Origin of the sequence: Brumimicrobium aurantiacum (assembly GCF_003402975.1) — a bacterium.
Classification (GTDB): Bacteria; Bacteroidota; Bacteroidia; order Flavobacteriales_D; family Crocinitomicaceae; genus Brumimicrobium; species Brumimicrobium aurantiacum.
The window spans coordinates 429,511-442,889 of sequence record NZ_QURB01000002.1 but is presented as its reverse complement, the minus strand read 5'-3'; the positions used below and the strand labels follow the sequence as shown (position 1 = coordinate 442,889).

Annotated in this window: 14 protein-coding genes; 4 read left to right on the top strand and 10 right to left on the bottom strand. The window is 32.2% G+C overall.

Annotation, left to right across the window (positions count from 1 at the left end; translation table 11 throughout):
• Positions 1-453 precede the first annotated feature (453 nt).
• Positions 454-1,521: a hypothetical protein gene (locus tag DXU93_RS05190; protein WP_116880196.1), complete on the bottom strand. Its 1,068-nt coding sequence runs from the start codon at positions 1,519-1,521 to the stop codon at positions 454-456.
• A gap of 162 nt (positions 1,522-1,683) precedes the next feature.
• Positions 1,684-2,574 (bottom strand): 3-hydroxyacyl-CoA dehydrogenase family protein, encoded by an 891-nt coding sequence (locus DXU93_RS05185; RefSeq protein WP_116880336.1) that lies wholly within the window; start codon positions 2,572-2,574, stop codon positions 1,684-1,686.
• Positions 2,575-2,813: 239 nt separating this feature from the next.
• Here DXU93_RS05185 and DXU93_RS05180 point away from each other — a divergent pair, with 239 nt between their 5' ends.
• Both DXU93_RS05180 and DXU93_RS05175 read left to right on the top strand, forming a co-directional pair.
• Entirely contained in the window at positions 2,814-3,950 is a 1,137-nt protein-coding gene (locus tag DXU93_RS05180; RefSeq protein ID WP_116880335.1) for a glycosyltransferase, read from the top strand.
• 3 nt (positions 3,951-3,953) lie between these two features.
• Complete coding sequence (locus DXU93_RS05175; protein ID WP_116880195.1) at positions 3,954-4,511, top strand: D-glycero-alpha-D-manno-heptose-1,7-bisphosphate 7-phosphatase; 558 nt, start codon at positions 3,954-3,956, stop codon at positions 4,509-4,511.
• A 54-nt stretch (positions 4,512-4,565) separates the two neighbouring features.
• On the opposite strand, the gene DXU93_RS14955 is transcribed toward DXU93_RS05175, so the two are convergent.
• The 3 genes from DXU93_RS14955 to DXU93_RS05160 all read right to left on the bottom strand — a co-directional run bounded on the left by DXU93_RS14955 (position 4,566) and on the right by DXU93_RS05160 (position 6,500).
• Complete coding sequence (locus DXU93_RS14955) at positions 4,566-4,745, bottom strand: hypothetical protein (RefSeq protein ID WP_123776052.1); 180 nt, start codon at positions 4,743-4,745, stop codon at positions 4,566-4,568.
• 349 nt (positions 4,746-5,094) lie between these two features.
• The gene (locus tag DXU93_RS05165; RefSeq protein ID WP_123776051.1) at positions 5,095-5,562 is read right to left on the bottom strand and encodes a hypothetical protein; all 468 of its coding nucleotides are present in this window, start codon (positions 5,560-5,562) and stop codon (positions 5,095-5,097) included.
• 14 nt (positions 5,563-5,576) lie between these two features.
• Complete coding sequence (locus DXU93_RS05160) at positions 5,577-6,500, bottom strand: hypothetical protein (protein ID WP_116880192.1); 924 nt, start codon at positions 6,498-6,500, stop codon at positions 5,577-5,579.
• A 160-nt stretch (positions 6,501-6,660) separates the two neighbouring features.
• Between DXU93_RS05160 and DXU93_RS05155 the strand changes: the two genes are divergently transcribed.
• Together DXU93_RS05155 and DXU93_RS05150 are read left to right on the top strand one after the other, a co-directional pair.
• Positions 6,661-7,221, top strand: coding sequence for a hypothetical protein (locus DXU93_RS05155; RefSeq protein WP_116880191.1), 561 nt, complete (start codon positions 6,661-6,663; stop codon positions 7,219-7,221).
• Entirely contained in the window at positions 7,218-7,982 is a 765-nt protein-coding gene (locus tag DXU93_RS05150) for a hypothetical protein (protein WP_116880190.1), read from the top strand. Before DXU93_RS05155 ends, DXU93_RS05150 begins: the two co-directional genes overlap by 4 nt.
• 161 nt (positions 7,983-8,143) lie before the next feature.
• Here the strand turns inward: DXU93_RS05150 and DXU93_RS05145 are convergent, their stop codons facing one another.
• Genes DXU93_RS05145 through DXU93_RS05125 form a run of 5 tightly spaced genes read right to left on the bottom strand, consistent with a single transcriptional unit; the run spans position 8,144 to position 13,291 of the window.
• The gene (locus DXU93_RS05145; protein ID WP_116880189.1) at positions 8,144-9,337 is read right to left on the bottom strand and encodes an ABC transporter permease; all 1,194 of its coding nucleotides are present in this window, start codon (positions 9,335-9,337) and stop codon (positions 8,144-8,146) included.
• A 3-nt stretch (positions 9,338-9,340) separates the two neighbouring features.
• Complete coding sequence (locus DXU93_RS05140) at positions 9,341-10,105, bottom strand: ABC transporter ATP-binding protein (RefSeq protein WP_116880188.1); 765 nt, start codon at positions 10,103-10,105, stop codon at positions 9,341-9,343.
• 60 nt (positions 10,106-10,165) lie between these two features.
• Entirely contained in the window at positions 10,166-10,627 is a 462-nt protein-coding gene (locus DXU93_RS05135; protein WP_116880187.1) for a YehS family protein, read from the bottom strand.
• Between the two features lie 5 nt (positions 10,628-10,632).
• On the bottom strand, positions 10,633-12,567 hold the full coding sequence (locus tag DXU93_RS05130; protein WP_116880186.1) for a phospholipase D-like domain-containing protein: 1,935 nt from the start codon (positions 12,565-12,567) through the stop codon (positions 10,633-10,635).
• 1 nt (position 12,568) lies between these two features.
• Positions 12,569-13,291 (bottom strand): 2-phosphosulfolactate phosphatase, encoded by a 723-nt coding sequence (locus DXU93_RS05125; protein ID WP_116880185.1) that lies wholly within the window; start codon positions 13,289-13,291, stop codon positions 12,569-12,571.
• Between the last annotated feature and the right edge of the window lie 88 nt (positions 13,292-13,379).

Below are 13,379 nucleotides of genomic sequence, written 5' to 3'. Positions count from 1 at the left end.
GTTAAAATTTTAGAGTGCGAAAATAAGGATTTTATTTGACTATTCCTACCGAGGATAAGACAAACATAAGTGAGAAACTTTATAAAATAACTTAATTTCTTAAGTTAATTTTAATCAGATTTTATTGTGAGAAATTGGTCAGAATAGGGGATCTGGTCAACGCAATAAAAATGTGTTTTTAATTGGAGTCAAATTTTATTGAGGTGGAATTTATCAAACATTCAATAGAAATAGTACGCTCAGCCACGAGTCGTTTCAAGGACTTAAAATTCAACTTTTATAAATTTAAAATAAATCCAACCGATAGTATTTAAAACATCTTTAATAGTGGAGTAATTTCTCGAATCTATTGAAGTAAGTGATTGAAATCATCCCTAGGTAACTGACAATTTAAATTTGATGAGGGATGATTCCGAAAATTTTCGTGACCTCACCAATTGGATTTACTTCAATCTATGGTCTTCCAATATTTGAAGGAGGATAACTAGATTTTCTCTTTTTTTCTTTTTTACGTTTCTTTTTGTTCTTTTTTGAATTGCCTTCTTCTATATCCTCAGGTGTTATCGCTTGGTGTTTTCCACCGCTCACTGCTGAATTTGGATCTTCAGGATTAATCCATTTTTTCTTTACTGGAACTGTGACAACGGTATCTAATTTTGAATCGTAGGCTTTTAATTCTACTCGGTCAGACTCTTCTTTGTTGATTGCAATTATATCTTCTTCTAAATTCCATTGTTTTCCATCCCAGTTAAAAGCATCATATGACATATCTGGAATATAATATGATCTAAATTCTTTCAAATTTGGAGACTCTGGTGTCAAATGGTCAAAGATGATTTTTTCACGCTTGTCATCATATTTTAAAGACATTGTCGCTTTTGCCGAATGTTCAAAAATAACCCTGCGTGCTCTTCCGTTTTTAGTATTGAAAAGAGGGTAACCAAAATTTGGTTTACTTCCAGTGAAATAAAGCACATCAATCAATTTTATAGAACTTGATTGATTGTTTGCATCATATCCAAGTAAGGTGTAAAATGTTCTGCTTCTTCGTTTAACATCGATAATATCATAGTATAATGCGCCATACCAATTTTCATCGGTTACAGATTCTCCTTCTATCATAGAATACGGCTGCTGTTGTCGATTTAATTCTGTAACATAAACTTTATTCCTTCTTTCATCCTTTTTCATGATGAAAGAAGAGTAGTTGAACGCCAAATTTTCATATTGAACGTTCCATGTTATCACGCGTACCAATTTATCTTGAGAGTGAATTTTACCAACTGTTCTTAAGGATTCAAAAGGATAATCAAAAGCTCCGTCAATTAATAATGCACGTTTAAATTCTTTTTTAAATTCAGCATTGAGATCATCAATTTTAGCATCCTCTTTTACAGATCTTAATTCTGCCAATAATTGAGAAAGCTCTAATTCTTTTTCACGAAGTTTCGATTCATTCCCCTGTGAGAAAGAAAATGATGAAATTAAAAATGCGAATAAAAATAAAATGGATAGTCTCATAACTTTATAACGTTTAAGATCTTGATTTGTTACACAAATAATACCAGTTCAATGAAAGAGTTATATATAAAAATTGCAAGTACCTATATTAAGGTACTTGCATTAGTATAAACTAAATTATTTAGGATATCAAATTATTTTTCAATCCTGTTTAGTTAATTCTTATTTTTTGAAATTGTCAGCAACAATTAAATCTTTTGTTTTGTGACTCCAGTCATAGAATCCTTCCCCAGATTTAACACCTTTTTTACCTGCTGCTACCATGTTCACAAGTAGAGGACAAGGTGCGTATTTATCGTTACCTAATCCATCGTAAAGTACTTCCATAATAGCTAAACAAACATCTAATCCGATGAAATCAGCCAATTGTAATGGTCCCATTGGGTGAGCCATACCTAATTTCATTACTGTATCGATTTCTTCAACACCAGCAACGCCTTCGTTCAATGTGATAATTGCTTCGTTGATCATAGGCATTAAAATACGGTTGGCAACAAAACCAGGATAGTCATTCACTTCAACTGGAGTTTTCTTCAATGATTTTGAAGTTTCCATAATTAAGTCAGTTACCTCGTCTGAAGTAGAATATCCACGAATAATCTCAACCAATTTCATTACTGGAACTGGATTCATAAAGTGCATTCCAATTACTTTGTCTGGACGAGAAGTTACGCCTGCAATTTTTGTAATTGAAATTGAAGATGTATTCGTTGCTAAAATTGCTTCTGGTTTAGCAAATTTATCCAGTTGTTCGAAAATTTTGAATTTTAAACTTTCATTCTCTGTTGCTGCTTCAACGATTAAATCTGCATTCTTAACTCCTTCTTCTGTAGAAGTAAATGTTGTTAAACGACCTATTGTACTAGCTTTGTCATCTGCACTGATTTTCTCCTTGCTAACCATACGGTCAAGATTTTTCTCAATCGTAGCCATTCCTTTGTCCAACGATTCTTGAGCTATATCAACCAATGATACTTCATATCCAAATTGTGCGAATACATGAGCAATACCATTTCCCATTGTTCCTGCACCAATAACTGCAACTTTTTTTATCATATTTTCTAAAATTATTTTCGTGCTATAAAATTAAGGATTCTCATTAATTTGATTGGTATTTGTTTGCTTTTTCTGTGATTTTTTGTCGATTATAAGCAAAGCCTTCTCTAGGAGATTTAAAACTTCAATATTTCGACTTGAAATAGTATTGTTTTTGAAAAAAAATCGTGATGTTTGTCAATAAATCAGGACGCAAACAAAATTGTTTCAGCCGAAATTTAAGAGTTATTAAAAGTATGAAAATTGTAATTATTGGTCCAGCGTATCCTTATAGAGGAGGTTTGGCAGTATATAATGAAAGATTAGCCAAAACCTTAGAGGATGAGGGGCATCAAGTAAAAATACATACTTTTAGTTTGCAATATCCACAGTTTTTATTTCCAGGAAAAACTCAATTTGTTGACGAAGTACCAACCTACGATTTAAATATTGTACGTACAGTGAATTCCGTGAATCCATTAAACTGGTTAAAAGTTGGACGTCAAATTGCTAAAGAAAAACCTGATATTATTATTCCTCGATTTTGGTTGCCATTTATGGGACCATGTTTGGGAACGATCTTGCGTGTTGTTAAACGCAATAAGCACACAAAAGTAATTTCAATTTTGGATAACGTGATTCCCCATGAGTCAAGAATTGGGGATAAAATGTTTACTCAGTACTTTGTGAAATCAGTTGATGCATTTTTATCCATGACAAAAGTGGTTCAAGAGGATTTATCTACTTTTGATCAGCAAAAACCTAGATTGATTTCTCCGCATCCCATCTTCGATAATTTTGGTGAACATATTGAAAAACAAGAAGCTTTACGCTATTTGAAATTAGATCCAGAATTCAAGTATATGCTGTTCTTTGGATTAATCAGAGAATATAAAGGTTTGGATATTTTATTGGAAGCCTTCGCTGAAAAACGATTGAGGGACAAGAAAATTAAATTGATTATTGCAGGAGAATATTACACGGATAAGGAAAAGTATTTGAAGTTGATAGAAAAGTATCAATTAACGGAAGAGGTAATTCATGTGGAGGAGTTTATTCAGGATTCTGAAGTGAAATATTATTTCTGTGCTGCAGATGTTGTTGTTCAACCGTATAAAACTGCTACCCAAAGTGGTGTTACACAAATCGCATATCATTTTAATAAACCAATGATTGTGACTGATGTTGGTGGATTGAAAGAAATGTGTCCAGACGGTAAAGTAGGATTTGTCGTACCAGTTGATAAATCTGCTTTGGCTGAGTCAATTGAACGTTTTTACGAACAAACAGATCAGAATATTCTATTAGAAGGAATCAAGGAAGAGAAGAAGAAATACAGTTGGGAGATTTTAGTCAATAACATCCTAGAACTTTATAGACAAACAAAAAAATAGCAAATGGAAAGTAACCAAAATTATGAAAATCTATTTTCAAATGTAGATGAAAGCTGGACTTTGTTTTTGGATCGCGATGGTGTGATAAACCGAAAATTAGACAATGATTACGTGAAAAACTTGGATGAATTAGATGTTTTTCCAAGTGCCATTGAAGCTATTGCTTTACTTTCTAAATACTTTCACAGAATTGTTATTGTAACTAATCAACAGGGGATAGGGAAGGGATTAATGTCTCATGATGATTTGAAAATAGTCCATGATGAAGTTTTAGATAAAATTAGGTCTGCCGGAGGAAAAATAGATGCTGTTTATTATGCGCCTCAACTAGCAGCAGAAAATAGTGAAATGCGTAAGCCTGAAATAGGAATGGCCAAGAAGGCTCAATCAGATTTTCCAACGATTGATTTTTCAAAATCAATTATGGTAGGGGATTCAATCAGTGATATGCAATTTGGAGATAAAGCAGGAATGATCAATGTGTATATACATCCAAAAAGTCATTCAAATTATTTTACTGTTGAATCATTGTATGACTTAGCAAGTATTTTTAAGAAATAACTTACTGAACAAGGTAAAAAATAGATTAAGTTTATTTAAATATTTCTTTTTGAATTATACAAGAGCATACCAGTTTTCGATAATATCAACTGAGTTCTTAAAGAAAAGTCCCATAATGTAAAATACAGAAATACATACAGTTGATATTAAGTGCTGTCCTCTAAATCTAAAATAGAGTGCTGGAATTGTTGAACCGATAAGAAATGCAATTAAATTAATTTCGGCTTTATTCATATAAAGAACAGTATAATCTGGTATCATGGTGGTTGTCATGAATTTAGATTCGCTCCATAATTTGAAAATTAAAAATACAATTGCAGTTATAATAGATAGAAACGCAAATATGTTAACCGAATTTGATATTCTTTGATTCTTTGTTAATTCGACAGAATTCATAATTAGTATTTAAAATCCGTGCAAATATATATAATTAATCTTATAGTAAATGGGTTTCGTCTATAAAATTATCCGGTTAAACAGTTTTAAGTTCTTTTTAAGCGTTAAAACCACAGCCTTCAATAAGAAATAATTATTAAATTTTTGTGAATAATTGATTTAAATTTAAGTGTTTTTGGTTCGATTATTAATGACCTTTACAAAGAGTGATTTGCTTTTTCACGAATCCTTTATCTTCTGTCATAGAAAGATAATAAAGTCGTTCTCTAAATTTTAATCTGTTTTTTAAGTTATTGGAATGTCCTTGTTGAATATGAAAAACAAACTCATCACCCGATTTTAAACGGAATCCCAACCTAGAAAAGTTGGGGTAAGGCTGGATTTTATCTTGACATTTGTCCCACGTGGCTTGCTCAACGCATGATTTAGAATTTAACCAGGCTACAATTGTATCGTAGGAATCATCATAATTGGTGTAACTCGCCGATGGTGATTTGATGATTGTACCATATTTGTATTTTAAGAGTTCAGTTTTTACAATGTGTTCCATCTTATTAAATTGACCTTTTGAAATGGTTTTACAAAGTTTGCAATCATCTTGCCCAATTAAGTTAGTCGCCATGAAGATGAATAATAATAACATTGATAACTTCATATTTTTGAGTTTTTTCATGGAAATGGATACAAAATGACTCCGTCTTTCGAATTATTATTTAATGAAAGGATTCTTTTAGGTCCTACGATTTGATATCCTGACATTCCTCTAGTATTTTGTTTATCTATATAAATGTATTGACTATCCATGTTCCACTTCCAATTTCCAAGAAACAGTCTTCTACCTTCGTTAGCTGAATATGCTTTAGCATTACCGTTACGTTTAAACTTTAGTATGGTGTTACAATTTTCATAGCCTTGAGAGATTTTTAATTCTTTATTATCCTTCTGAATCTTTCGTGCAGGCAGTGCCATTGAGCAAAGTTTGTATTTTCCTATAATCTTTTTCTTTTCGTGAAATCCATTTACTCCCTCTACAATATCTTGTGTTTCATTCGTGATAAAATCAACAGATTGTAAGCTTACTTCTAAAGGATCTAAAATCATTTTCCACATGGAAGTGTTTTTCAAACGATCAGCAAAATGGCGGGAATTAGTATATTTAGAATAAAGAAATAATATATGTGTTTCTGTGACGTGAGCATAGTTCATTTGACCATAAAAACAGTAATCATCTAAAGCTTTGAGAACTGTAGAATCTTGCTTAAGAAAACTTTTCTTAATGGCGTATATGATCATGCTTCCATCTTTTTTATAATGGTTCCAGTCAAAAAGAAAAGGATGAGAGATAACCAATGAAAAATCTAATTCAACCTCAACAGTGGGGGAACATCCTATATTTAATTTTTGACTTCCTTCATTAAAAGATGAAGACTGAGCAAGAAAATTATTAGCAGGAATTGAATCTGTAATTACCTGATATTTAAAATTCGTAGGTAAATTAGTTAAAATAGAGTTTGTTTTTTGAGAAAATCCATAGTAGAAACAAAATTGAATGAGAATTGTCAATGTAATTTTGAAAATAAACTTTTGTTTCATTTGTTTGGTTTTGAGAGTCTAAAGTAAACAAATAAAATCAGAATTAATTAATTATAGATATAATTAGAGTTTATATATTAATTGCCAACCTTTAAATAGGTAGTTCCGTTAAAGAGAGTATTAAATATTAAAATTCTATTATTTATTTAAAATTGAAAACATGAAAATGATCAAATTTGGAGTTTATTTGTTGTTGGTGTCGGGGCTTATTTTTGCCTGTACACAGAAGTATGATAATGAGCTTGTTAATATTGAAAAAATTAACCTTTTCTTGTCTGATAATCGTTTTGAAGAACCAACAACTTCCAATGAGGAGTCTTTATCGGCAAAAGCGTTTGGTTTAAAATTATATCTTGATCTAGAATTAACAGAAGATTCTGATTGGGAGGATGAACCAGATTTTTCAGTAAAGAATACAATAGATTCAATAATAATAACATCTTCGTCCAATTTTGATAGTGAGCATCAATCAGGGGAAAATTTGATTAATCATTTTTCTGTTTTTGAAAATTATATGTTTTATTCAGTCCAAGATTATTTATCTGGTGACCGTGTAGCCAAAGTGAATGAACGAAAAGATGGTTCTTTTTTTGAATCAATAGATTTATTATTAAAAGAACTCCCAACTCAAGAAGAAAATCATGAGTTTACAATAAGGATAGTTACAATGAATAATGAGGTCTTCGAAGCGACATCACCATCAATTCAACTAACACTATGAAAACGCTAACTAAATTTTTGTTAATCATTCTGATTTCCAATTGTGCTCTTTCACAGGATGATGAATTTCGTTTTGGTCTACATATAGGAGTAGATTATGCTAATCAAATAAGTAACTTTTCCTCTTCTTCGATATATAGTGCAATAGATGAAAATCAAGCACATCATTTCGGGATTCATGCTAAGGCTTCATTAAATATAAATAGCAATTGGTTGGCATACTTCAAAATTCAAGCTACAGGAAGAAATATAAATCTTCCAGAAACGACCAATTCCCTTGAAAGTTATTATGACGATCATTTTTACGTTTTACAAACTGAAAGAGTACGCAATACGGAAGAAGATAAGCCTGAGAATATTTTTGCATCAATAGGAGGGATGTACCGTTGGACTCAAAATAAATGGGAATATCAACTTGGACTTGGTGTTGGATTTGCTTCAATGAGCAATTTAGAATACGCTTATATTTTAAAAGAAAAAGGAGCCAATCAATATTATGAAATTAATATTGTACCTAAATACGGTAATATGGTCAATTTATTTATAGAGCCTAATGCAAATGTTGCTTACCAACTAAATAGGAGATTAAAAATATTTGTTTCTGGAACATATAATATCATGCCTAATGTACCTATTACAATTCATAATACTAAAACAGATCTTTATTCTAAATTTCCGATTGAATCAGACAAATCTTATAAAGAATCAATTCAATTTTTAAACTTAAATCTTGGACTTGTCATTGGACTTTGGCAAAAATAAAGAAGTAATTAGATTGTATTTACAAAAATCCCTCGGACAACATAAAACAAAATTTTTAGTTTTCCGAGGGATGTATCTTTTTGATTTTAATCCACTATTTTCTTATTACAATTAAAATCAACTGCGTCAATTTTAAAGTCTTATTGTATTCCATTATTGAATTAGGAAACAATGTTACTTTCTCTACCAAATCTTTTATAAGAAAAGAGAATTGATAATGCAGCGAAAATTACCATGACCAAATAACTAATGCCTAACAAGACAAAATCAATTGTACCTGCAACCATTTCCTTTGTGGCTAAAACGATGTTCACAATCGGGATAAATGCTGTGGTATAATCCAATTCAATATTTGGTAACATCCCGATAATAGCAGGAAGGAAAATGATGAAATTCACCGGAGTTAAAACACTTTGCGCTTCTTTAAACGATTTTGCATAAATGGTAGCAGGAATCATAATTCCAGCAAAAAATATCGTTAGTGGAATTAAGAGAATCAACAATCCTACAATAAATGAAGGCGTTAAAATTCCATCAATAATTTCATTGATTCCAGGAATATCTACTAAATTGAAAAGTCTTAATCCAGCAAACATACCTACTAATGCGAACACAGCTGCGGCAATTCCAGATAATGATATAACTAACATTTTTCCGACAAGTATTTTCCAACGCGGAACAGGAGTTGTCAATAATGTTTCCAAGGTTTTTCTCTCTTTTTCACCGGTAAACAAGTCTATTGCAGGGTACATACATCCTATAAAACCAAAAATGATGAATAAATATGGAAGGAAACCTCCAGCAACTTTTCCGATGACCTCCTTTTTACTTGAAATGTCAACGTACTGCTCATTGATAGGATCGATAAGTTGTTTGTCAAGTGACAATCGCTCAAAACGATCTTCTAATAAAGTATTTTCTATGATGGATACATATCCTTCAACCCTGTCTTTATTACCTAAATTTACTCCTTTATGGAAAACTTGAATTGTTGATTGTTGATTCTCTTTTTGCTGTTGATCAAAATCTGCAGGAATCACAATGGCCAATTGCAAAGAATCTTCACTAATTTCTTTCTTAAGTCCAATCGTGTCTTGTCTGAAAATAAGTTCTTTTGGTCCTAAAGAATCAGGAATTGCTGAAAGTCTTTGGGTAAATTGATTATCAGTATCTTCTGAAATTAATGCAACTTTAAGAACTTCCTCTTTCTGTTTATCGTCAAAATATTTCGAAACAGAAGTGGACAAGCCTAAAATGATAGGGAATACTAAAATAGGAACAACAATCATTGCGATAATTGTTCTTCGGTCGCGTAAAGTATCGGTTAGCTCTTTTTTGAAAATTGTAAATATCATGGCCTAGTTATTTTCATTAATGATTTTAATAAACTCTGCAGTCAAACTTGAAGTTGTCATTGCATTTCTGTATTCTTCCATTGTGCTTGAATGCACGATGTTTCCTTTGTGAATAATCGCTAAATCATCACATAATAAATCAACCTCACTCATTATATGTGAAGAAAAGATTACGGTTTTACCTTGCTCTTTACAGTCACTAATTAATTTAATGATATTTTCGGCTGTTATCACATCTAATCCACTTGTTGGTTCATCGAAAATCACTACCTTAGGATCGTGAATCATTGTTCTTGCAATAGAAACTTTTTGCTTCATTCCCGTACTTAAACGACCAATTCTTTTATCCTGAAAATCATGCATTCCCAATAATTCATATAGGTGCTCTTTTCTTTGTTTGAAGTCTTGATCTGAAACACCGTAAAGTTTGGCAAAATAGCTAATGATTTCATTGGCTGTTAATCGTTCATAAAGTCCTGTTGAGCCTGTTAAAAAACCGATGTCTTTCTTGGCTTCATTTGGATTTTTCTGAATATCAATTTCATTAATTTGAATAGATCCACTTGTAGGTTGTAAGATCCCTGCTAACATTCTTAGCGTGGTTGTTTTTCCTGCTCCATTTGGACCTAGTAATGAAAAAATACGTCCAGGTTTACACTCAAAACTAATGTCATTAACCGCTACAGCAACTTTTTCAGAAGTATTGTTCTCTTTTTGCTGTTTCTTGGTTAATTCAAATTCTTTACGAATATATTGTACTTGAATCATAAGTTATATTTATAAGAATAAATAATGTTTTAAAAGTTCTTGAAAATAGAGTAAAAATATCTATTTTTTTCTGTATTTCAGTTGCATTCCATAAAGGAAGTTTCTCAAAAATTGATCATTACATTTTCTATATTGACGTTGTGTTGGTTTTCTGAAAAATGCACTCAATTCATGTTTACTTACACGCATATTTGCTAAATCGAGAATGTCCAAGATGTCAACATCTGTAAGGTTTAATGCAATTTTAAGTTTCCTGAAAATGATGTTGTTATTTAAATTGTCTTCAGGACGCATAGGTGGACCTTCTTTTTTACCTCTTTTTTCGTTGATGAAACCATTCAAAAATGTAGCCATTTCTTTATCGCTTAGTTTCACATAAGATTCTTCTTCCTCTTTTCTTAACCAATCACACACTTGTGCACGCGTGACTTCCATTCCTGCAGAAGCAAATAGCCCCATCATTTCATCGTCGTTGTAGTCAAATGCATATCGTATTTGGCGTAAAATATCGTTGTTCGTCATTGTTATTATTTTTTATCTTCTATGTATAGATAGGGTTCTAATTTCTTTAATGTTGCAGATCCTATTCCAGGTATTAATGTTAGTTGATTGAGCTTTTTAAATGCACCACGTTTTTCTCTGAATTCAATAATACTTTCGGCTGTTTTCTCTCCAATTGAAGGAATAAAAGTTAAATCTTCTAATGATGCTGTATTCAAATTCAATGGAAATAGATTTTTGCGTTTTTCAGCTTCTTTGGTTAAAACCTTTGTTTTAAATAATTTCGGAAAACCCCAAATTCCAACTTTATTTTCTTTGGCAATTTGTTCTAACATTTTAAAGTTTAAAATAGAATCTTTTTGTTGTCGATTGTAAGTGGAGTAGGTGCCATGTCCCGATTTCAACATTTCTCTATTTACAGAAATCGTATCCTTCCCTTTTCTAGCCAAAATATATGCACTATATCGACCAAATTGATGGCTAGGCATTTCCTTTCCAGCGCTAATCTTCAATTGTGCTCCTTCAAGTAAATTCTTAAGGTAATCATTTGATTCCTCAGCAAAGAAATAACTAGAATCCTCATGACCGCCCCAAACTCTAGGTACATTTACACCTAAAAGAGAAACAGGATAATAAAAGTTTGTATCTAACTCAACTTCAATGTTGCCACTGCGACCAAATCTAAAGTTTGTGTACCAATGACTGGTATCGATTTTCGGGTAACGATGGTAAGTTTTTTGTTCTGCGCGACTCATTACTCCTTTGAAATCTTGTAAAAATAGATTGGCAATTTTATTGTCGTAAATCATGAGAATGTTTTCATCATTGGCGATCTCTGCGGCTGCTGAAAAGTTATAAGAACCTACAATTGTTAAGGCTTTATGCTTTTCTGGGTAAGGGTATTGTGCATCGATAATCAAGGTTTTCGCATGGAGTTTTCTTACTTCTCTACCAGCCACAACTTTTCGATTTCCAAAGTTCATTTCTGCACTCGCCCAAATTTGATTGTTGTTTCGGTATCTTGCATAAAAAGCAGGGTCGATCACTCCTTCTAAATTAATTTCTCCTCGTCCAGAACGGTCAATTAATGCCTCACTAATTGAAATGTTAGGACTAATTGCGAATGCTAGAAAACGAACATCATGTTTTGCATAATCATTGATGAGCTCTGTAATTCTAGCGGAAATACTTGGTTTACGTTTATCTCTATCAAGTGGACCGAAATAGGCTTCAACTTTTATGTCCTTGATATAATGAATGTTTTCAGAAACATTTTTCTTGTCTTTATGAAAACGTGCCCTTTTTGCATTGGGAATTTCGGTGTCGCTTCCCCACATTTGTTGAAATTCTTCTCCGTAAACTCCGGATAATCCACTGTCCTTAATGACCATTGTAACATTCGTATTCCATGGTCCAGTATAAGTGACATTCATCGATCCCGTCCATAAATAATCATCTTCTGGGTCGTCGTTAATTAAATCAAAAACAGCGAATTTGTGGTGCATGTTAGCCCCTGAGTTAGGAAGGCTTTCATACAATTCAATAATTTCACCATCTGGAGCGTAAATTGTTCCGCTATCATCAATGTTGTATATTCCTGCTGCACGCAAAGTATCCCACATTGGATGAGTAAATCTTGGAGCGTGATTTCGGTGAATAACATCTGTAATTACTCGAACTCTAACACCTCGACGTTTAGCATTGGCAAGCGCATGTCCAACACGCATATTTTGTAAATCGTAGGCCACCAAGTCAATGCTGACCTTAGCACTGTCTATTCGGTCAACTAAGGCTTGAATAAGGTCTTGTAGGTCGTTTGATTTATTGTGAGGGAGTGCAAAACTATGATCTGATTGACCGTTGAAATAAACCTTTATCCATTCTACTTTACTCGTGTCATCCTTTACTGCAAATGCAATTGGAGCAATTATTAAAAGTAGAATAAACAGTAGGCTTTTCATTTTAATATTTTAGTTTTTCAATTCTGTCGTTCCTCAAAACTGGAATAACGTCCATTTGGTTTGGTGTTAAACAAAACTTAATGTCTTCATTCAAGTTCAATTTTTTCAACCTTCTTCTATGTGAACTGGCTTTTAAAAAGCCGAAATAGTTGTCTTTAGCAGTTAAATATAAATATTTTGCTGCAACTGAAGAGTCCTCGTTTGAAGCGAAATTTCCTGTTCTTAATAAGTTTTCTGCAATTGCTCCACCACAAATGGTGTCTTCAAGATTGAAATTGTCTTTCCAACCAGAACATAAGCACACAACATTTTTGTCTTGTTTTGCTAACCACTCACAAAGCACATCTAAATTTGTTAATGCACCAATAACAACAGTTTCTGCCTCTTTTGCTATGTTGATTGCGCGCGTACCATTCGTTGTTGAAAGTACAATGTCTTTTCCTTTTAATTCAGGCTTCATGTAGCTGTATGGTGAGTTTCCAAAATCAAAACCTTCAACGATTTCACCTTGTCTTTCGGCACCAACTAAATACCCCTTTTTTTGGTAATCTTTAGCTTCTTCAATTGTTGAAACAGGAATGACACTATTCACACCATTATTAATTGCTGAACAAATAGCGGAAGTTGCTCTTAATACGTCGATTACAACAACGATTTCAAATTTTCCTTTAAAATAGGCATAGTCTGCTGGAGTATAGCAAACTTCAATTAATTTTTTCTGCATGTGGCGAATTTAATGAATTTCTTGTATTGCGTTTGTATGGTCTTAAATTAATACAATTATAATTTTACTTAATTCGTTTTTACAAATT